The organism is Nitratireductor basaltis (genome assembly GCF_000733725.1).
Taxonomy (GTDB): Bacteria; Pseudomonadota; Alphaproteobacteria; order Rhizobiales; family Rhizobiaceae; genus Chelativorans; species Chelativorans basaltis.
Map to the genome: position 1 here is coordinate 2,543,811 of NZ_JMQM01000001.1, position 19,156 is coordinate 2,562,966.

At 59.1% G+C, this 19,156-nt stretch carries 19 protein-coding genes and 2 pseudogenes; 16 read left to right on the forward strand and 5 right to left on the reverse strand.

What is annotated here, in order from left to right:
• Window positions 1-298: 298 nt before the first annotated feature.
• From EL18_RS12225 to EL18_RS17370, 3 genes and pseudogenes are all read left to right on the forward strand, one after another.
• Window positions 299-900: pseudogene (locus EL18_RS12225) on the forward strand (TRAP transporter large permease subunit).
• Window positions 901-1,006: 106 nt separating this feature from the next.
• Window positions 1,007-1,249, forward strand: a complete 243-nt coding sequence (locus EL18_RS18410) for a winged helix-turn-helix domain-containing protein (RefSeq protein ID WP_081871176.1) — start codon at window positions 1,007-1,009, stop codon at window positions 1,247-1,249.
• Window positions 1,243-1,635 (forward strand): FadR/GntR family transcriptional regulator, encoded by a 393-nt coding sequence (locus EL18_RS17370; protein WP_161782001.1) that lies wholly within the window; start codon window positions 1,243-1,245, stop codon window positions 1,633-1,635. The genes EL18_RS18410 and EL18_RS17370 overlap by 7 nt, the downstream gene beginning before the upstream one ends.
• Window positions 1,636-1,835: 200 nt before the next feature.
• On the opposite strand, the gene EL18_RS12235 is transcribed toward EL18_RS17370, so the two are convergent.
• The 3 genes and pseudogenes from EL18_RS12235 to EL18_RS12245 form a co-directional block, all read right to left on the reverse strand.
• Window positions 1,836-2,213, reverse strand: coding sequence for a hypothetical protein (locus EL18_RS12235; RefSeq protein WP_036483421.1), 378 nt, complete (start codon window positions 2,211-2,213; stop codon window positions 1,836-1,838).
• Window positions 2,213-4,425 (reverse strand): annotated as a pseudogene (locus EL18_RS18335) (DNA cytosine methyltransferase). Before EL18_RS18335 ends, EL18_RS12235 begins: the two are co-directional and overlap by 1 nt.
• Before the next feature lie 177 nt (window positions 4,426-4,602).
• Window positions 4,603-4,884: a hypothetical protein gene (locus tag EL18_RS12245; RefSeq protein WP_036483423.1), complete on the reverse strand. Its 282-nt coding sequence runs from the start codon at window positions 4,882-4,884 to the stop codon at window positions 4,603-4,605.
• Between the two features lie 642 nt (window positions 4,885-5,526).
• Here EL18_RS12245 and EL18_RS17625 point away from each other — a divergent pair.
• Window positions 5,527-5,655: a D-lyxose/D-mannose family sugar isomerase gene (locus tag EL18_RS17625; RefSeq protein WP_081871177.1), complete on the forward strand. Its 129-nt coding sequence runs from the start codon at window positions 5,527-5,529 to the stop codon at window positions 5,653-5,655.
• A 309-nt stretch (window positions 5,656-5,964) separates the two neighbouring features.
• Here the strand turns inward: EL18_RS17625 and EL18_RS12255 are convergent, their stop codons facing one another.
• A complete protein-coding gene (locus tag EL18_RS12255; RefSeq protein WP_036483425.1) occupies window positions 5,965-6,678 on the reverse strand; it encodes a GntR family transcriptional regulator in 714 nt (237 codons plus the stop codon).
• 303 nt (window positions 6,679-6,981) lie between these two features.
• Here EL18_RS12255 and EL18_RS12260 point away from each other — a divergent pair, with 303 nt between their 5' ends.
• Genes EL18_RS12260 through EL18_RS12315 form a run of 12 tightly spaced genes read left to right on the forward strand, consistent with a single transcriptional unit; the run spans window position 6,982 to window position 17,929 of the window.
• Window positions 6,982-7,161, forward strand: coding sequence for a hypothetical protein (locus EL18_RS12260; protein ID WP_036483427.1), 180 nt, complete (start codon window positions 6,982-6,984; stop codon window positions 7,159-7,161).
• A 1-nt stretch (window position 7,162) separates the two neighbouring features.
• A complete protein-coding gene (locus tag EL18_RS12265; protein WP_036483430.1) occupies window positions 7,163-8,326 on the forward strand; it encodes a UxaA family hydrolase in 1,164 nt (387 codons plus the stop codon).
• Window positions 8,323-8,604: a UxaA family hydrolase gene (locus tag EL18_RS12270; RefSeq protein ID WP_036483432.1), complete on the forward strand. Its 282-nt coding sequence runs from the start codon at window positions 8,323-8,325 to the stop codon at window positions 8,602-8,604. The genes EL18_RS12265 and EL18_RS12270 overlap by 4 nt, the downstream gene beginning before the upstream one ends.
• Window positions 8,601-9,404 carry an HpcH/HpaI aldolase family protein gene (locus EL18_RS12275; RefSeq protein ID WP_051914114.1) on the forward strand — a complete coding sequence of 268 codons (804 nt, stop codon included), beginning with the start codon at window positions 8,601-8,603 and terminating at the stop codon, window positions 9,402-9,404. The genes EL18_RS12270 and EL18_RS12275 overlap by 4 nt, the downstream gene beginning before the upstream one ends.
• Window positions 9,401-10,840: an aldehyde dehydrogenase family protein gene (locus tag EL18_RS12280; RefSeq protein ID WP_081871178.1), complete on the forward strand. Its 1,440-nt coding sequence runs from the start codon at window positions 9,401-9,403 to the stop codon at window positions 10,838-10,840. The genes EL18_RS12275 and EL18_RS12280 overlap by 4 nt, the downstream gene beginning before the upstream one ends.
• An 11-nt stretch (window positions 10,841-10,851) precedes the next feature.
• Window positions 10,852-11,952, forward strand: coding sequence for an enolase C-terminal domain-like protein (locus tag EL18_RS12285; RefSeq protein ID WP_036483435.1), 1,101 nt, complete (start codon window positions 10,852-10,854; stop codon window positions 11,950-11,952).
• A gap of 38 nt (window positions 11,953-11,990) precedes the next feature.
• Window positions 11,991-12,830, forward strand: a complete 840-nt coding sequence (locus tag EL18_RS12290) for a carbohydrate ABC transporter permease (RefSeq protein WP_036484735.1) — start codon at window positions 11,991-11,993, stop codon at window positions 12,828-12,830.
• Between the two features lie 52 nt (window positions 12,831-12,882).
• A complete protein-coding gene (locus tag EL18_RS12295; RefSeq protein ID WP_036483438.1) occupies window positions 12,883-14,130 on the forward strand; it encodes an ABC transporter substrate-binding protein in 1,248 nt (415 codons plus the stop codon).
• A complete protein-coding gene (locus EL18_RS12300) occupies window positions 14,120-15,073 on the forward strand; it encodes a carbohydrate ABC transporter permease (RefSeq protein ID WP_152553004.1) in 954 nt (317 codons plus the stop codon). The genes EL18_RS12295 and EL18_RS12300 overlap by 11 nt, the downstream gene beginning before the upstream one ends.
• A 14-nt stretch (window positions 15,074-15,087) precedes the next feature.
• The gene (locus EL18_RS12305; protein ID WP_036483445.1) at window positions 15,088-16,155 is read left to right on the forward strand and encodes an ABC transporter ATP-binding protein; all 1,068 of its coding nucleotides are present in this window, start codon (window positions 15,088-15,090) and stop codon (window positions 16,153-16,155) included.
• Window positions 16,152-17,096, forward strand: a complete 945-nt coding sequence (locus tag EL18_RS12310; RefSeq protein WP_036483448.1) for an aldo/keto reductase — start codon at window positions 16,152-16,154, stop codon at window positions 17,094-17,096. The genes EL18_RS12305 and EL18_RS12310 overlap by 4 nt, the downstream gene beginning before the upstream one ends.
• Window positions 17,093-17,929 carry an amidohydrolase family protein gene (locus EL18_RS12315; protein WP_036483451.1) on the forward strand — a complete coding sequence of 279 codons (837 nt, stop codon included), beginning with the start codon at window positions 17,093-17,095 and terminating at the stop codon, window positions 17,927-17,929. Before EL18_RS12310 ends, EL18_RS12315 begins: the two co-directional genes overlap by 4 nt.
• A gap of 789 nt (window positions 17,930-18,718) precedes the next feature.
• Here EL18_RS12315 and EL18_RS12320 read toward each other — a convergent pair.
• On the reverse strand, window positions 18,719-19,000 hold the full coding sequence (locus tag EL18_RS12320; protein ID WP_036483454.1) for a hypothetical protein: 282 nt from the start codon (window positions 18,998-19,000) through the stop codon (window positions 18,719-18,721).
• Between the last annotated feature and the right edge of the window lie 156 nt (window positions 19,001-19,156).

Here is a 19,156-nt window from a genome sequence, read left to right on the forward strand (position 1 = left end):
GTGCCGATTGGTGCCCGGCATGCACATCATCATCCAACAGCTCCCATGCCACCTGCAGGGAGTTATTCGCCAGCTCGTGTCCTGCTACGCCTTCTGAGATACTCAGCTGAATCGGTGGTCAATCCCGGCTGGCAGGACAGTCGATAGCAAAATCCAGCCGTTGGGAGCATAGCGTTCACGCTACAGGCTGCCGCCTTCCCCGCGCGCGTAACCTCGGATCCACAGCAACATCGTCTGGACCTTATCCCCGGAGCCGACAGAAACCAAAAGGCCAAAGGGGGGGATTTGGGTGCTCCTGGTGCCGATCATCATCCTTGGCGGAATTTACGGAGGAATTTTCACACCTACCGAAGCAGCTGGAGTAGCCGTCTACGCTTTTTTTTGGTCAGCCTCTTCATCTATAAGGAGATCAAACTTACCGATCTTCCAGATATCTTCATCCGGAGCGGAAAAACAACCGCAACAATAATGGTCATGGTTGCAATGGCTTTTGCTTTCGGCCGCTTCCTCACCATCGAAGGTGTGCCTTCTGATCTTGCTGCACTGATCACAAACGCAACCACAGAACCAATCGCTGTTCTTCTTCTCCTCAATCTGGTTCTTCTGGTCGCAGGAATGTTTCTGGAACCTGTCGCAGCAATCATCATACTTGCACCAATATTGCTTCCGATTGCCCAGTCGGTTGGTGTCGACCCCATTCACTTCGGAATAATCATGACATGCAACCTGACGATCGGTTTCTGCACACCGCCTGTCGGGATCAATTTGTTCGTTGCAAGTTCGATAGCCAAGGTACCAGTTGAAGACGTTATTCGGCGGATCCTGCCGTTCATGGTAGCAATGTTCATCTCAATGGCGCTTGTATTGTTCGTGCCAGAGCTCTCTTTGCTGTTCATCTAGCTGACTATCTGCGGAAGCACAGGATTCTGTTGTGGCGAGAAGCTCAAAACTCACTGACTCAATCTACGAGACGATCCGGACGCGTATCGAGATCTGAGAATACAGAGTGGGGCTTCGGTTGCCGTCGGAACAGGACCTGTGCCGCCAACTCGCGGTGTCGCGAACGGTTGTGAGGAATGCAATATCGCGGCTCAGAGACGATGACCTTGTCGATAAAATCCGTGGTTCAGGTGCGTTCGTGCTGGAGTGTCCAACAAGCACCACCTCCCGCGCCCATCTAACTAAAGCTTTGGTTTCAACGTTGAAGCGATGTCGGACGTGCTCGAATGTCAGGAGATGCGCATGCTGATAGAGGGCGAGATGGCGTATCTGGCGGCTGAACGATGGGCACCAGATGACATGGCGCGGCTGGAGACAGCCTTGGCAAACATGTCTCGAGAAGAAGATGAACTGGGCACAGTCGATGAGGATCTTGCCTTCCGTGCAGCTATTGTAGCTGCATCACACAATAAGATGGGGATAGCAGTTTATGCATCCAAGATGCCAAGTATCCGTATTGGGATGAACATGCAGAGGGGCGTGTACAAACTGCTTCCCAAGTCACGCAAGCCACAGGGGCTCAAAGAGCACAGAGCTATCTTGGATTTGATACGCGACCGCAAGGCAGCGGAAGTGCGTGATGCGATATACAATCATATTTCCTACTTCCATTCTGATCTTCGGAGATATGGGTAGTGTTGCAAGCACCCCCGTTTCGCGATTGCCGCTGAAACAGCTTCTCAAGTTTCCAACTAAAAGCGGACCGTCCGCTATCGGCCCCATCACAGCCATTGCCGAAGATAGGGGATTTCATGCGCCTCTACGGCATCACGCTTGCGGCGCGGCGCAAGCGTGATGCCGTAGCACTCGAGTAGTTTCCTACTACGAACGCGCACTCACTCAAGCAACCGGATTATCATTGCCAAGGGATCTGCGATGGCTGCTTTGCGCATCTCTGGCCAGATCGCGGGCGGGAAAGCAAACTGCTCCATGTCTTCGCGGGTACCGTCGGTGCGTATACGACGATGACGGTAATGAACTGTAAGCACTCCCCCACCGTCTTTGTGGCTACTAACATCGAGACCGACATCCCGTTTGATGTTGAGCCTGAATGCGGTCCGTTCGTCAAGCCTGTCCGGGAAATTGATCAGATCTTCCATTCCGAAGTCCTTCCAGTTGAGTGAATCAAGGTAAACGACACCGGCACTCATCGGCGCTAGAACACGTTCAGCATCGTGGCTGAGGTTCCGTTGGTTAGGCTTCGGCAACATCATCAGCCGACTGTAAGCTCCTCGCCGTCCCAATCTGAAGGATAAGGATCAACATTGTCCGGAACCGCCTTCAGATTGAGGCTCTTCCTGTGCAGGCGCTTCTGCTCCTTCTCCAGATCAACCTTGTATCCGGTGAGAACACGGAGGATTGAGAGGCCGATGGCTTGAGCCATCGCTGGTGGGAACGCATTGGCGATCTGCCGGAACTTCTGCAGATTGCTCCCCTGCAGCTGCCAGTCGTCAAGGAAGCCTTGCAATCGCGCCATCATTTCCAGCGTCAGTTTCGGCATATGATCGCGAGGCGCATCACGATCCGGTGCAGCCTTGGCGTAGTGGCCGGGGTCAACGCCGAGTTCTCTCCAGCTTTCCCGTGATTTCGGCTGTGCGAGGTCGATGCCGCCCTTCTTCTGGCTGCCACCGATGATGGTGGGCGCGTACCCGTTGGCCCGCTCTTTCCATTCATCCACATGAGCCCAGCCCTTGGCTGCCATGAGGTCGTAGAGTGCTTCACCAACCGTGGGCGCGTTCTTGGCCAAGGGTTCGGGCCAGGAGAAGCGGTGCATGATCCCGCGCCGGAAGCCGACAAGGATCGCCCGCCTGCGCTTTTGGGGCAGACCGAAGTCCGGTCCGCTCAGGATGCGCCATTCCGCATCGTAACCAAGGGCCGCCATGCGGGCAAGAATGCGCAAGCGGTGCATCGCGTTCGATGCCTGAAGAGCACCGGTGACATTCTCCAGCATGACGGCCTTGGGCTTCAGTTCACGGATGAGCTTCATGGCCTTCGGGAACAAATCGCGTTCGTCAGCTGCTCCCTTACGCTTGCCCGCCTGTGAGAAAGCTGGCAGGGAACGCCACCTGTAAGAAGATCAACACCCTCGAACTGGCTCAGGTCGACATCACGCAGATCCGCCTCGATGACTGGCCAGTGCTTGCCGTTGTGACGCAGCGTGGCTGCTGCATCCTTGTCAATTTCCACCAGGCCCACATGCTTGAACCCCGCAGCTTCAAGACCGATGGCCTGTCCGCCAGCACCGGCACATATTTCCAGAACAGTAGGCGCTTTGTAGCCGTAAACGCCGACGGGAACATCAAGCGGGGTGTCTCCGGCTTCTCGCATGCGCTCTACAGCCGAAGAGGTTCCGCTGTCGTCATCATAACCAAAGGCCCAGGCCAACTGCCATTGCAGCAAGTTGTTAAACTGATGTTCGACCTGCCATGGCTTGCCGTCGCCATAGTGTTCCTTGTAATAGACCTTCTCCTCGGCGATCGCCTGCAGTGCGCTGTGGGTTCCGGACCAGCCTCGGTTGAACCCTTCCCGTGATGCGGTGATGAAGTCGGGATCAACAAGGTCACGCAGATCCTTCAGAAGCTCCGCGGCACGAGGCGCAATCGCTTCGACGCGACCGATTTGGTGAACACTCGAGTCCTCCTCTTCCAGCTGCGCGATGGTGCAAACCTCTTCCGTCAGTGCGTGGAGGGAATCGAGCCAGGCATCTGCTGCAGCAAGTGCCTTATCACGTGCCTTGCGCGCAGCGGCATTGCGGAAGGCACGGCGGCGACGGTCATCGAGTGTGCCTTCCACTGCAGCCTTGGCCAGCGCGATGTCGCGCTTCAGGCCGCGCAATTCCCTTGCCTGCAGCGCGCGTCCGGACTTGATCATGCGGATTGCTTCATCGCGCACCGTCTCATCCTGCCCAGCCAGATCGAGCAGAACAGAGGATGCGACACCATTCTGGATCAGTAATTCGCGCGGTGTCAGCGCCTCGCCGCGGAAGGCGATGCGTTCGTCACAGTCGCGGGGAAAGAGTTTGGCAAGTCGTACATAACGCTGCACGTCTCGGCGCGGCACCTGGCACTCATTCGCAAGGAAGGCGGTGAGCTCACCGATCTTCATGTCCTGCGAAAGCTCCTCCCACAGATCGCCAATCCGGAACGCTGCCTTCGCCTGCTGCACGCGCCACCTTGTGACGCTGTCTTTGACCTTGCTCAACTCCTTGCCGAAGAGCGTTTCCATCTCACGAGCATCGTCGCCATCATCTGCTGCAGCCTGTTCGGCATCAGCGGCGTGCCCAACGTCTTCCGGCACATTGTCCATGCCGTCGATCGATGGCACATCATCGAGCATGATGTGCTCATGCGTGTCGTCTTGCCGAGATTTCAGCTCTTCCATTCCCACCCCATAGTTCGTTGATTGCACCCATAGCGGGCAATGCATTGCGATGCGGTGAGAGAGAACATTCAAATACAACCGATTGCAGAACTAAACGACATTACTGCCCATCGAGGCTTCTCAGCGTCACTATGTGAGTTTCTGTTATTCCGATTCAAAAACATGGAGTAATGGGGGGAATACAGAACAGTGCATCACCATGTGATCCGCAAAGGGCCAGCACTAGCCGAAGCGGCGCATCCGACGGTGGAGCACCCGCATGACCTGCTCCTTGTCATAGCCGTCCTCGACCAACCGTCGCCGGGCGCACCTCAGAATCCACTGCAACGCCTGCGGATGAAGGGCGGGGTCACGTGCCGCAGCACTGGCGAAAGCAGCTACAGCCGCAGCAACAGCAACATCGAGGGTCGAGGCTTCTGGCCGCCTCTCCGCTGCAAGCCGTTTTCGGTAGCGCTGCTGGCGCTCCCTGTGGGATGCATCATCTGACTTCACTGCTCGGGGCATGCACTTTCTCCTCTGTCTCGTCACTACGAGACAAGGATGCCGGACACCCATGCAAGGAACAAAAGCCGGCGGATAGACAACAAGGAGGCGACTGCTGCACGAACAGCGACAGCTCCCTGCCCTTCTGCCTTGCGCACGCCGTTTGCCGGAGTAACGCTTTCCACCGTCTCGGAATCGACTTCCCAGAGATTTGAATCGCTTGTCCGTGATTCGGAATCCGAAGATCTCAATTTATGTCGAAGTAAGATGCCTCGCCTGCACGTCGAGATGCATTCTTCAGCTGGCAGAATCGCTTTTTCCTTATCCGGAATCGCTGGTCTGCATTGCGGAATCGGCTTCCACCGATCCTGAATCCAGACATCTCAAATTTTTTCGCGTTGCAGGCACTGCATCATGGGTTGGCTGCATCTCATCACGCATCATTGCGCATTGCCGCACCTTCTCGAGCAGCCGAGCAAGCGGTTCGCTTTCGAGTGGTCTGTGCTCAATAAAAGCTGCAGCAATGAGCGTAGTCCCCCTGTATTCTGGCGAACAAGGGCCAGAGCTTGCACATGAGCCTTATCCAGACGTTTGCTCACCCTCACCCTCAGTTCCGGATCGCTAGCCGGGAGTGAAACATGCTTGATTGGCTGAGGGCAAAGAATGCTGATCGGCGGGATCTCGACCGTTAACGGTGATAATATTGATGATGTCTTTAACGAGCCAATCGGTCAATTTTCCGCCATCGAAGAAAACGTGCTGCCGATCCACCTACTGGTATCAGTCTTTTGAGGTTGTTCCGATTTGAGACTGCCTTCGGGAGCGCAAAGGGTGTGCCTACCCTCGCACTTTCTGTCCCTCAGTAGGCAACTGCTTCCTTGCACGGTTTTGCGTTCATCGGCGGCAACCTGAGCCAGAATATCGCGATAACGTACTGGCTAAGTTAGGGAAGACAACGCCCGCCGCAATCTCAAGTATTTAAGAGGGCCACAGCCTAGCTGGAGAAAGTCACTGTGGCTGGCTAGCGCAACGGCTCAACACCCCTTATGAACGATGCCTAGACGCTGCGCCTGCCAAAGCGACCGGACGGCCCGCTTGCCTTCAATACTCGATGGCGTCAAGGAATCTCTGCTGCGCGGTGTCAAGATGGTCTGCAAGAAGACGCGCGGCTTTGTCTGGGGCCCTCTCTACTATGGCGTCCAGAATCGCGTAATGCTCGGCAAAGGCCTCGCCATGACTGAGATATCGGGGCGGTAGCTGCAGGCGGACTAGCATTTGCCGGGTCTCTAGATTGCGGTAAATCGAGTCTACAAGGCTGCTTTGGAGCGCGCGCAGGAAGGTTTGGTGAAGGTCCCAATCTAGCTGCGTTCGTTTCTGGACCAGAGCCTGCCGTTCTTCGGCGGTCTCCATCGGCGCATTAATGATCTCCATCGTCTTGCGGCGGAGCGTGGCCACCTCCTCAGGATCGTGGTTCAGCGCATAAATCTGTACCGCCGGCACTTCGACTAGCTTGCGCAGCTGGTAAATCTCACGCACCTCGTCAGCGGTGATTTCGCGCAGGATGACGCCCTTCTTGGCAATCAACTCCACGATGCCTTCGCCTTCCAGCCGCTTCAGAGCCTCGCGCACAGCGGTGATGGGCGATCCTGTCGCGTCACAGATCTCCCGCTGCGTGACAAGCCTTCCGGGTCTGAAGACGCCTTGCATAAGGCATTTCAGAAAGCCTTCATAGGCACCCGATCTTTGAACGGGCGCCGTCTTGGTGGCGTCGTCTATGACCGCGTTCTGTGCTTTATCGAAACGTGCATCTTCCATCAAATTGACCTTAATAACTTAGGCTTCGCCGCCGAATGTTCAAACGTGGCTGCTGTCCGCTGGCATTTCGTGCCGTCATTCCGCGAGCGCGCATTCACCTGCATCACATCTATACATGTACTCTGGCTGTCCTCAGTATCGGATTTGACAGCATTATCAGAATGTTACGGACGAACATGCCAATCGGATCCCGTAGCGGAAACGCTGATTGTTGATAATTGACTTAGCGGCACAACTATGTCAAACCCTAGTTAAGAGCTCAGTTAAGCTCTCAGTTGGCAAGCATTAGGTTGGGAGGAACTTATGATTTGCGACGCTCTGTGGATCGAGCGGCTGATGTGGGGTTCGGACCTGTCGGTGATGGGGTATGAGCCGCTGAACAATCTGACCGCGGCCTTCACACTGATAGACCATGGGCTGAGTTTTTCGGATCACGAAGAATCCACCCTGCTGGCAGGCACGGCAGTACGGGTGTTCTTCTAGAATGTCTGGCATCGATACCTTTCTCGGCTTTCCGCGGCCTAGCGGGCGACCCGGAATCCGCAATCGTCTTCTGGTGCTGAACTGTACTGGGCTCACGGACGCAGCGGCCCGCCGTGTGGCCTTCGCCTTGCCTGGTTCGGTCTTTGCCAGCACGATGTTTGGCATGGGCATGGTCGGCGCCGATGCGGGGTTTCACACCGCCGCGCTGGCTGGAATGGCAACTCATCCCAATTGCGGCGCGGTGCTGCTGATTGGTGCCGATCGCACCCGGCTTGACCAGATGATCGCGGTGGTCAAGGCCGCCGGACGCCCATTCGTAGCATTGGGACTGGACGATACCGGCCATGACGCGCATCTGCTGAGCCAGAGAGCGATCGCCGAAGGCGCGCGACTGCGGCGCGATCTGTCAGTGGAGCGCCCGGTTTCCTGCCCAGTCTCGGAGCTGTTCCTTGCTTTCGAGTGCGGTCTTTCCGATCCATCCTCTGGACTGGCGGCGAACCCGCTTCTCGGCTGCATCGCCGATTGGCTGGTGGATGCTGGTGGCAGCGTAGTGCTTGGCGAAACCATTGAATGGCTCGGCACCGAAGATGAGCTGGCGCGCCGCGCCGCCACGCCTAAGGTGGGCGAGGCGCTGAGGCGGGCCGTTGCCGAACGGCTGGCACTGGCCCATGCCGCCGGCGTGGACTTGCTGGGCACCAACCCCAACGCCGCCAACATCAAGGCAGGGCTCAGCACCATTGAGGAAAAAGCCAGCGGGGCGGTTCTCAAAGCCGGAACCCGTGCAATTCAGTCGGTGCTCGCGTATGCCGAGGCACCCGCCACAGCGGGCCTACACTTCATGGACGCGCCCAGCTATTCGCCCGAATCCCTCACCGGTTTCGTAGCGAGCGGAGCACAGATGATCCTGTTCACCACCGGGCTCGGCAACAGTTATTGTAGTGCCTTGGCTCCAACGCTGAAGCTAACTGCCAATGCCAGGACCGCCGGGTCCCTTCCCCACCAGATCGACTTCGACGCCTCGGATGTCCTGGCTGGCCGGAACTTGCAGGACGTCGCGCAGGACCTACGCAGGTGCATCGCCGCCACTGCATCTGGGCAGCTGACCTTCGGCGAGATCCTGGGCGAAGGCGCGGAATCCATCAGCCGCTTTGGAGCCGCCATATGACGGTCACCGCCCAGTCAGTCAACCCCGGCGACAGGGTCGCCTATCTGCTCGCCGATGTGCCCGCGGGTGGCGCCGTGAAGACCGTCACCGGCACGCTCACCGCACGCGACAGCATCCCAGCTTTCCACAAGATCGCCCTGAAAGATATCGCAGCGGGCGAAATCCTACATCGCGGCGGCTGGCCTATCGGCCGCATCACGGCAGACACCCCGGCGGGCGCGCATGTGCATGTGCACAACCTCGTCAGTGCCTATTCGACGCCAAAGGAGACGAAATGACTGAGTTGCCACGAGCTCTCGAAAAGGGGCTGTCTTTCAAGAGGAAACTGGCCGAGGGGCATGCGGTTTCGGGCGCGTGGTCGACTCTGGGTTCGCCCGAAGCTGCCTGCCTGATGGCCGCCGCCGGATTGGACTATCTGCTGATCGACCTCGAGCATGGCCGTGGCGGGCTCGACGGCCTTGCGGCGCAGATCCAGGCCCTGGCGGCGTTTGACACCGCAGTGATGGTCCGGCTGCCGGATCACGACGCAGGCAGCATCAAACGGTGCCTCGATCTGGGCGCCAATAGTCTGCTGGTGCCCCAGGTGGATACCGCCGCGATGGCGCGAAGCATTTTGGACAACGCGCTGTTCCCTACCGAAGGGCGTCGCGGCGTGGCCGTCGGGGCGATACAGGCCGCCGATTGGGGGTATGCGGCAGAAGCCTACTTCAAGCATGCCAATGAGGCGTTGACCGTGCTGATGCAGATCGAGTCGCCTGAGGCTGTCGCCAATCTCAAAGACATCCTGGCAATCGATCGAATTGATGGGCTGTTTGTGGGGCCGAATGATCTCTCGGCCTCCATGGGTCTGTTTCGCCAGTTCGATGCACAGGAATTCCGCATGGTGTTTGACCAGGTTCTGGATGCCACTCTGGCTGTGGGCAAGGTTTTCGGCGCGCTGCCTGCACCCGCCCTTGAGGTCAAGACGCTGGTGAGGCGCGGGGCGCAACTGGTACCCGCCGGTTCCGACCAGACCATGCTGCGCGGTGGGGCGCAGGCGTTGATCGCGGCGCTCGCCGCAGCAGGAGATCCCGCATGAATAGCGCCGCGATCGAAGCTCCGGTGCTGCCCTTCACTGGCGAACAAGCACACAGAGCCGTTTTCATTACTTGCGACCCGGCGACCGGCGCCAGGGTCGGCCGCTATAGCGCGGCAACGGCCGGAGACGTTGCCAGAATTCTGGCGACGGCGCGGCGCGGTTTCGTCGCATGGTCCGCGAAAACCGCAAACCAGCGGTGCGACCTGCTGGCCGAATGGCTGAACCGGGTTGAGGCGCAGACCGAGGTTCTGGCTGGCGCGATGACGGACGAACAGGGCAAGCCGCTGGCTGAATCTCGGGCGGAAATCGGCAAGGCGCTGCGTGAGGCGCGGCAGATGCTGAGCTTTGCCCGTGCCCATGGTGGACGAACCCTTCCGGGGCGAGGTCCTGGTTGGTCAAACACAATCCTGCGTCGTCCGCTGGGCGTTGTTCTGGCAATTACGCCATGGAACTTCCCGGTGCTGACGCCGCTGCGCAAGCTGGTGCCGGCTCTGGCTGCCGGCAATGCGGTGGTCCTGAAGCCTTCCGAGTTTACTCCGGCCGCCGCAATGTGCGTGGTGCGCGCCGCGAAGGCTCTGCTGCCCCAGGGAACACTCTGCTTGGTCAATGGTGCGGGCGACGTAGCGGCGAGCCTCGTCGAGGCTGATGTCGATGCCATCTCCTTCACCGGTTCGGTCGCTACCGGCCGCAAGATTGGTGCCGCCGCCGGGGCCCGGCTCGTACCGGTTTCGCTGGAACTCGGCGGCAAGAACGCCGCGATCCTCGATAGGGTAGCCAATCTGGACGCGGCGCTGGACGCGATCACGGGAGCCGCCTTCCAGTGTTCGGGCCAGCGCTGCACCGCGATCAGCCGGGTTATCGTCCACGCCGATGTCTATGCCGCCGCTTGCGAGGGGCTGATCCGCCGTCTAACCGCGCTGAAGCTCGGGCCGGGCCGCGACCCTGAAACGACATTGGGCCCGATTACCACACAGGCGCAACTCGCCCGTGTGACAGACCTGGTTCGCGCAGCCGAAAGCGCGGGCGCGCGTATACTCACCGGCGGTCAGAAGCTGGCGTTGCCCGATGCGCCCGAGGGGCTGTTCTTCGCCCCCACCCTGCTGGCGACGGATGACCCGGAGAACCCGGCGTCGCGGGAGGAGATTTTCGGGCCGGTCCTGACGATCACCCGCTATAAGGACGATGATGCAGCGCTGAACCTCGCCAATGCGACCGATTACGGCCTCACCGGCGCGGTCTTCACAGACCGTTTGGAGTTCGCCCAGCGGGCGATGTCAGAACTTCAGACCGGCATGATCCACATCAACCATGGCACTGCGCCGGACGACAACATGCCTTTCGTCGGCATCAAGGACTCCGGCCTGGGAACTGGCTCCGTTGGACCGTCCACACTCGATTTTTACACGACGGAACACGCCGCATACGTCGCCTCTTGAAGGAGCCAGCAATGAAATTCACCGATATCGAGATTCGCGCCTGCCGCAGCGACCCCGGCCAGACCTACAGCCTCAAGGACGGCAAGGCGATCGATTTCGAGTTCCTTGCCATGCGCTTTCACACCGATGAGGGACTGAGCATCGAGACTTTCGGCTTTGCCGGGCGCAGCGCACTCGCCATGGGCGCGGTCTCATCGGAACTGTTGCGGCCCTTCTTCCTGGGGCGCGATCCCGATTACAGGGAACAGCATTGGCACGACTATCGTCGCTTTAACCGGGCCTGGAATTTCGCGCCCAGCTATGTCTATGCGCCATACGATATTGCCTGCCATCTGGCGCAGGCGCAGGCGGCCGGGAAGCCGCTGTACAAGCATCTCGGCGCGGTTCGAGACAGTATCCCGATCTACGGTTCGTCACTCACCCTGCCCACTGCAGAAGCGTATGCTGAAGAGGCCAAAGACCTGCAGGCGCGGGGCTGGGCTGCCTACAAGCTGCATCCGCCAGCAGATCTCGAGGTGGCCTTCGAGGCGCACCGCGCCTGCCGGGAAGCGGTTGGCCCTGATTTCCGTCTGATGAGCGATCCAGTCAACAATTTCAATCTGCAGCAGAACATCCATTTCGGCAGGATGCTAGAGGAGCTGAACTATTACTGGCTGGAAGAGCCGATGTTCGACGAATGCCACGGATCCCTGCGATCGCTGCGCGACACGCTGAAGATCCCCATTGTCGGTGGCGAAACCTCGGAGAACCACCCCGCGGGCGTTGCCGAACTTATCGGCAGCCGGGCCGTCGATATCGTGCGAGGCGACGCCTCGTGGTCCGGCGGGATCACCGGACTGATGAAAACAGCTCATTTGGCCGAAGCCCACGGCATGAATTGTGAGATCCATACCGCAATCTATCATCCGCTGGAGCTGGTGAACCTGCATTGCGCCGCCGCGATCCGCAACAATGAGTTTTTTGAGGTTCTGGTGCCGGAGAAATTGTTCGCTATCGGCCTGAAAGAGCCAATCGACATTCGGAATGGCCACGCCCATCTGCCGCAGAAACCCGGGCTCGGGATCGAGCTGGATTGGGACTTCATCGACAATGCAACACTGAAGGTCTTTTGATGACGGAGATAGTCTGGCATGACAGTCCCGGAAGGGTCGTGAACGAAGAACGCAGGCGGCGCTGGCGTCAGTTGACGGTCTATGCCGCGCTGACTGCGATCACTTTTGTCTTGGTGTTCCCGATCCTGTGGATGGTTTCGGTGTCGCTCAAGCCCACCACCGAGACGTTTTCGCTGCCGCCGCGCCTTATCCCCGATGAGCTGCACTGGGGCGGGTATGCAAAGGTGCTGGCCGACCCAAAGTTTCGCACCTTCCTGATCAACAGCTATGTCGTCGGGCTTGCGGTGACGTTCCTGTCACTGGTGATCGGAACACTCGCCGCTTTCGCCTTCTCGCGTTACCGCTTTCTAGGCGACCGGGTGGCGAAACTCTTTGTCATCACCACCCAGATGGTGCCGACAATCACACTGCTGATCCCATTCTTCGGCGTGATCGTCTTCTTGGGGGTCTATGACACCCTATGGGGACTGATACTGACCTATCTGACTTTCGCGCTGCCTTATTCCATCGTCATGATGAACGGCTATCTCGACACGATCCCCAAGGATTTTGACGAGGCCGCCGCCATTGACGGCTGTACACCACTTGGCGTGCTCGTGCGCGTCCTGCTGCCGGTGGCGATGCCAGGGATCATTTCAACTGCCGTCTATACTTTTTTGCTGGCCTGGAACGAGTTTCTTTTCGCCTTGGCTCTGACCCGGTCGCTGGATGTGCGCACTGTCCCAGTGGGGATTTCGATGATGGTCGGCGAGTTCGGCCTCAAGTGGGACGAGATGATGGCGTTCTCGGTGATCGGCTCTCTTCCCGTGCTGATCCTTTTCATGCTCGTTCAGAGATTTGTCGTCGGCGGCCTGTCCGCAGGCGGCGTTAAGGGGTGAAGAACCTGTAAACCGGGCAAGATGCCCAGACAACAATATGGAGGAGACTACAATGATGAAATTCCGGCTCCGGGCATGGGCGCTTGCCGCCGCAACGACGCTGACCCCGCTGGCTTCGCAGGCTGGCGAAATCGAATGGCTGCAATGGTTCGCAGCAGAGGATACCACCGGCTTCTACGACAAGCTTGTCGCCGATTTTGAAGCTCAGCACCCCGACATCACCGTCAAGCTGGTCACCCAGCCCTTCGGCAAAGTCCGCGAGAGCATCGTGACGGACAATGCGATCGGCGTGGGGTCAGACGTGCTGGGGCTCAATATGCCTTGGACCAAGGAGTTCCTCGATATCGGCATTCTAGAGCCCCTCGACGATTACCTGGCTCGCGAGGACAACAGTTTTGACACCGCCGACCTCATCGAAGCCCCTCTAGGCAAGATTGACGGCAAGACCTGGATGGTGCCGCTCAATGCCTTCCCTTTCGTGATGCATGTCAATATGGAGCTTGTGCGCAAGGCCGGGTTCGACGCCCCGCCCTCCAACTGGGAGGAGTTCGCAGCGCAGGCAAAGGCGATCTCGGCGCTTCAGGATGGTATCTCCGGCGTCGGAATGCCGTTTTCCTCGCAGCCGCCATCGAACGGCCCCATTCTCACCTTCCTGCCGCTGCTTTATGCAAATGGCGGGCGGATCATGGATGGCACCACGCCCAATTTCGACAATCCCAAGGTTGTCGAGACCCTGCAGTTCCTGAAGGACATGAATGATGCGGGCAGCATCGCCCCCGGCGCAGCCTCTCGTACGGGCGGCGTCGATCTGGAAGAGTTCATCGCAGGGCGCACCGGCTTCCTGATCTCCCCGGGTGTGCACTCCAGCTCGATCACCAGCCGCAATCCGGACCTGGATTACACGCTAGTTCGTGTGCCCTCGAACGGCGAGAAAGCCTATCGCGTCCATGGTTGGGAACTCGGCATCTCCGCCGACAGCGACAACAAGGAAGACGCTTGGACCCTCGTGAACTATCTGCTTTCGCCAGAAGTCAACGCGAAAGCCGCCGTGGCCGCCAACGCGCTCCCGGGAAATCTCGCCGCACTCGACGTCGTGCGCAAGGGCGCGGACAAGACGCTAATCAAGCAGATAGAGATCCTCGAGGGCGACACCCCCGTCGAGGAGATGCGCCAATCGCCCAAGGCAGCGGGAAGCTGGTCAGTCATGACCGAGGAACTCCAGGCCATGCTGCGCGGCGACAAGAGCCCAGAAGAGGCCGCGGCCGCCGTGCAGGCGCGCTGGTTGGAGCTTGCACAGTAACACCCATGGGCCGGACACCTCGGTGCTCGGCCCTCCTGCCCAAAAGGACAAACCAGTGACCGCAACTCTTCGTCCAATGACCACCCGGGGCGCGCCCTATCTATTCGTGCTACCGGGACTGGTGATCCTCGGCGCTCTACTTTCGGTACCGCTTTACAAGGTGGTGGAATACTCACTCTACGACAACGTGATCGTTGAGCATGATCCCACCTATGTCGGCTTCGGCAACTATACTACGCTTTTCTCTGACCCCAGTTATTGGAGCGCGGGCTTCAATACCGTAGTCTTCACCGTGGGTTCGGTTCTAGGCCATATGATTGTCGGCATCGGTCTGGCGCTTCTGGTCAACGCAGATATCAATGCGCGCGCCCGGACCTTCTTTCGTTCGATGCTGGTGCTTCCCTGGATCTTCACCGCCGTCGTGGTCGCCCTGAACTGGCAATTGCTGCTCAATCCCTTTGGCCTGATCAACTATGTCTTGCAATGGCTGGGACTGATATCTGAACCCCTCGACTGGCTGGGCAACCCCGACTACGCCATGTGGGCGCTTCTTTTGATTTCCACCTGGCGCGGCTATCCCTTCATCATGGTCAGCTTCCTGTCGGGTCTGCAGACCGTTCCCAAAGAGCTCTACGAGGCCGCCGAAATTGACGGTGCCGGGTTCTGGCACAAGTTCTGGCACGTCACCCTGCCGCAACTGAAACCGGTGATCTACGGCGTTGCGCTGCTTGATCTTATCTGGACCTTTCAGCTGTTTCCGCTGGTCTGGCTCTCGACAGGCGGTGGACCGGGGCGCGCGACGGAGGTTCTGTCCACGCTCACCTTCCGCCTCGCCTTTGTCGACTTTCAATTCTCTCAGGCGGCCACCGTCGCAGTTTCGATCCTCATCATCTCGGCCGCGTTCACGTTGCTCTATCTGCGCAACGAAGCACGCCGCGTGTAAGACCCGGAGTTCCCATGTCACGCATTGAAATCCGAAATCTCGTAAAGATGTACGGCACGCATCAGGCTTTGCACGGGATCAACATCTCGATCCAGCCGGGCGAGTTCTGCGTTCTCGTCGGTCCCTCGGGTTGCGGCAAGTCAACCACGCTTCGCATGGTGGCAGGACTGGAGACCATCTCGGACGGCGAGATCGTCATCGGCGAGCGCGTGGTCAACGGGCTGAGGCCGAAGGAACGCGGCATCGCCATGGTGTTTCAGAACTATGCGCTTTACCCGTCGAAGACGGTCTACAACAACATGGCGTTCTCGTTGCAGCTGTCGAAAATGCCCAGAGCCGAAATCGACCGCCGCGTGCGCGAGGTGGCCGAAATCCTTGAGCTGACCCAATTGCTCGAACGCAAGCCCGGCGCCCTTTCCGGCGGTCAGCGCCAGCGTGTCGCCATGGGACGCGCCATCGTCCGCGACCCCGAAGTGTTCCTCTTCGACGAACCGCTCTCCAACCTCGATGCCAAGCTCCGCGGCCAGATGCGGGCCGAGATCAAACGCCTACACCAGAGGCTGAAAAACACGATCATCTATGTCACCCACGATCAGGTGGAGGCGATGACCCTGGCCGACCGTATCGTCATCATGCGAGACGGGCGGATCGAGCAGCAGGGTACCCCGGACTCAATCTTCCACGATCCCGACACAGTTTTCGTGGCCGGGTTCATGGGCAGCCCGGCCATGAACCTGATCGACTGCGTGGTGACACCGGACGGGCTGCGGCTGGGTGAAACAGACCTCGTTTGCACCACCCCAGAAGGGCTGCGCGCCGGTGATCGTGTGACCTTCGGTATTCGCCCGGATGATGTGCGCCCGGCTGCGGACCTGCCGAACGGCGTGCACGCCACTTTGCCGGTGGATCTGATTGAACAGCTCGGCACCGAGAAGCTGCTCCATTTTCGCGCCGGCCCACATGATCTCATCGGCAAGACCGGAGGCCGGATGGATCTGGCTGAAGGCAGTGCGCAGACGTTGGCATTCGACATGGCGCACGCCTTCTTCTTTGATGCGGACACCGGGCGGCGTATTCGATGAGCCGCCCGGTCAAGCCGGTCGGCCTCGGCTTTGGCCTGCTAGGGACAACCAACGCCGCTCCCATCACGGATGATAGCGCCGAAAAGATGTTTGCCGCCGCTTGGGAGATGGGCATCCGTCGCTTCGACACCGCTCCGCTCTATGGCGGGCGGCTCTCGGAGGAGCGCTTGGGACGCCTGTTGCGCGGCCGCTCTCGCGACGACTATGTTCTATCCACCAAGGTCGGACGCTACCGCGGCTACGCAGCGACAGTGGTCAATCCGATGAACAATCCCGGGGACTGGCACGACTACTCGCGCGACGCCACGTTCCGCTCGGTTGAGGAGAGCCTGAAGCTTCTGGGCACTGATCATCTCGACATCGTCTTCGTTCATGATTGCGATGCGCATCTGTCCGAGGCACTAACCGGCGCGCTGCCTGCGTTGACCGAGCTCAAGGCGCAGGGAGTCGTGGGCGCGATTGGCTGCGGCAGCAATGTCGCGGCCACCCATCTCGCACTGCTTCAGAAGATCGAGCTGGACGTGCTGATGGTTGCGGGCCGTTTCACGCTTCTGGACCAGAGCGCGGCGGATCTGCTCTTCCCGTTCTGCCTGGAGCGCGGCGTGCGCGTGGAACTAGCGGCGCCATTCAATTCGGGCATCCTTGCCACAGGTCCGGACGTGGAGGCCACGCGCTTCGATTATCAGCCGCCGGATGCAGCGCTGCGCGCCCGAGTGCGGGCAATTCAGGCCATCTGTCAGACTGAATCAGTTCCCCTCAAACGCGCCGCCTTGCACTATTCGGCATCGCATCCGGCGGTGACAAGGCTGGTGCTGGGGCTCGTTCACCGCGAGGCTCTGCGATCAAATCTCGAAGATCTGTCGTCGCCAGTGCCAGACAGGCTCTGGCCTGCGCTGGAGCCTCTGGGCATTCCCGATCCCACTGAAAGTATAAAACGATGAATACCGCCATTGACGCTCATGTCCACATCTGGAACCGCGCCCGGGGCGAAACCTTTATCGCCGAACAGCAGTTTCCCGCCCTGACGGGCAAAGAGTTCCTGCCTGAAGACCTCATACCCGTCTTGGCTGCAACAGGCGCCGGGAGCGCTGTGCTGGTTCACGGACCTGCCACGGTGGCACATGCGCATTATTGTCTTGAGCTCTGTCACCGATACGAGATGTTCCGCTCCGTTGTCGGCTGGGTTGACTTGCGCGATCCCAACTGTCTTTCGCAGCTTGCGGAGCAGGCTGGAGACACGGCTTTTCGCGGTGTGCGTTTTACGCCCCTTCTGGATGCAGATCCTAAGGGATATTTGCGAAGTGATGCTGCACTCTCGATCGCTTCGGCGCTGCAGACGCAGGGCCAACTGGTCGAGGTCCTCGCCCCACAGTCGCTGTTGAAATCGGTCGCGGCACTGGCTCTAGCTTTTCCCAAACTTCCCGTTGTGCTAGCCCACTTCGGCCTGCCTGACGGAAGCCCTGACGGCTTTGACGAATGGCGTCAATCGATGGCGCATCTGGCCCCCCATTCCAATGTCCACATCAAGATTTCCGGACTTCCCCTGACCGGCGATGCCGACCGTGACCAATCAATGGCGCGGGATTATGTGCTTGCCATGTTGGATCTCTTCGGTCCTGACCGGCTCATCTATGCGAGCAACTGGCCTGTAGCGACGGCGCTGGCAAAGCCCGAATACTGGAGCGATTTGCTGCAAGCTATCCTGCGGGACGCATCACTGGACGAGACCCGACAGGCTGCCATCTGGCATGGAAATGCCAAACGTCTCTACTGAAGCCGGGGTTTGATCGGCCAGCATGCGGCGCGCATCCTCGCCCGACGCTACTGGCAATCAGTTTTGCTGGAGTGCGACCACCTCTTCCACTGACGTTTCGCTGGCTGTCGAGTATCCATGACCCGCTCCCAAGGCGCGGCACCTTGCAACTGGCGAACACCTCGGTACCGGTCTCGGTCGTCGAAGATGTTTGAGGCCGGGTGCAGCAGGAGCTTTATCTGGCCTCAGAAAGATGGTTCCTGCGCTCACATCTGAGCATGACTTCACATGAATTTTTCAAAGCAAGCGGAGGAGAACTTGAGCGCTCTCATTCAGCGTATTGGCAACCACGATCAACCCTCCGCTCATGCAGGCAGCGGCATATCCAATAGATTGCGCCGCCAGTCTTTGTATGGGTAGTGGGTTACCCGCTTCGCTGAATACGTCGCAGCAAAGGCAATAATTGTCCGGAGCGTTACCCCTTTCCCAGGTGCAACATGCGTGCGTTCAGCTGCCGTTGAGCCTCCCAACGCAGGATTCTTGCCATCTGAAGAGGAGTCGGACTGGGCGAAGCAGTTGGTTTCAACTATGGCAGAGGCGCATGTTCATAACACCGGCTCCGCTAAGCTCGACGACCTCATGATCGACAAACCGATGTCGATTCATGCGCGGAAAATTCTTACTTCCAGCGCGCGTTAAATTACTTCCCAAAATGCCACAATGAGATTTCTGTTATTCCGATTTAAAAACATGGAGTAATGGGGGGAATACAGAACAGTGCATCACCATGTGATCCGCGAAGGGCCAGCACTAGCCGAAGCGGCGCATCCGGCGGAGGAGCACCCGCATGACCTGCTCCTTGTCATAGCCGTCCTCGACCAACCGTCGCCGGGCGCACCTCAGAATCCACTGCAACGCCTGCGGATGAAGGGCGGGGTCACGTGCCGCAGCACTGGCAAAGGCAGCTACAGCCGCAGCAACCGCAACATCAATGGCTGACGCTTCCGGCCGCCTCTCCGCCGCCAGTCGCGTCCGGTAGCGCTGCTGGCGCTCCCTGTGGGATGCATCATCTGACCTTACTGCTCGGGGCATGCTCTTTCTCCTCTGTCCCGTCACTACGAGACAAGGATGAGGGATACCCATGCAAGGAACAAAAGCCGACGGAAAGTCTACAAGGAGGCAACTGCTGCACGAACAGCGACAGCCTCCCTGCCCTTCTCCCCGCGCACGTCGTTCGCCGGAGTAACG

Excerpts from the sequence above, each read along its gene's own strand:
- EL18_RS17370 (WP_161782001.1), top strand. The coding sequence starts at position 1,243 with ATGCTGATAGAGGGCGAGATGGCGTATCTGGCGGCTGAACGATGGGCA.
- EL18_RS12235 (WP_036483421.1), bottom strand. The coding sequence starts at position 2,213 with ATGATGTTGCCGAAGCCTAACCAACGGAACCTCAGCCACGATGCTGAA.
- EL18_RS12245 (WP_036483423.1), bottom strand. The coding sequence starts at position 4,884 with ATGCCCCGAGCAGTGAAGTCAGATGATGCATCCCACAGGGAGCGCCAG.
- EL18_RS17625 (WP_081871177.1), top strand. The coding sequence starts at position 5,527 with ATGCTGATCGGCGGGATCTCGACCGTTAACGGTGATAATATTGATGAT.
- EL18_RS12255 (WP_036483425.1), bottom strand. The coding sequence starts at position 6,678 with ATGGAAGATGCACGTTTCGATAAAGCACAGAACGCGGTCATAGACGAC.
- EL18_RS12260 (WP_036483427.1), top strand. The coding sequence starts at position 6,982 with ATGATTTGCGACGCTCTGTGGATCGAGCGGCTGATGTGGGGTTCGGAC.
- EL18_RS12265 (WP_036483430.1), top strand. The coding sequence starts at position 7,163 with ATGTCTGGCATCGATACCTTTCTCGGCTTTCCGCGGCCTAGCGGGCGA.
- EL18_RS12270 (WP_036483432.1), top strand. The coding sequence starts at position 8,323 with ATGACGGTCACCGCCCAGTCAGTCAACCCCGGCGACAGGGTCGCCTAT.
- EL18_RS12275 (WP_051914114.1), top strand. The coding sequence starts at position 8,601 with ATGACTGAGTTGCCACGAGCTCTCGAAAAGGGGCTGTCTTTCAAGAGG.
- EL18_RS12280 (WP_081871178.1), top strand. The coding sequence starts at position 9,401 with ATGAATAGCGCCGCGATCGAAGCTCCGGTGCTGCCCTTCACTGGCGAA.
- EL18_RS12285 (WP_036483435.1), top strand. The coding sequence starts at position 10,852 with ATGAAATTCACCGATATCGAGATTCGCGCCTGCCGCAGCGACCCCGGC.
- EL18_RS12295 (WP_036483438.1), top strand. The coding sequence starts at position 12,883 with ATGATGAAATTCCGGCTCCGGGCATGGGCGCTTGCCGCCGCAACGACG.
- EL18_RS12305 (WP_036483445.1), top strand. The coding sequence starts at position 15,088 with ATGTCACGCATTGAAATCCGAAATCTCGTAAAGATGTACGGCACGCAT.
- EL18_RS12310 (WP_036483448.1), top strand. The coding sequence starts at position 16,152 with ATGAGCCGCCCGGTCAAGCCGGTCGGCCTCGGCTTTGGCCTGCTAGGG.
- EL18_RS12315 (WP_036483451.1), top strand. The coding sequence starts at position 17,093 with ATGAATACCGCCATTGACGCTCATGTCCACATCTGGAACCGCGCCCGG.
- EL18_RS12320 (WP_036483454.1), bottom strand. The coding sequence starts at position 19,000 with ATGCCCCGAGCAGTAAGGTCAGATGATGCATCCCACAGGGAGCGCCAG.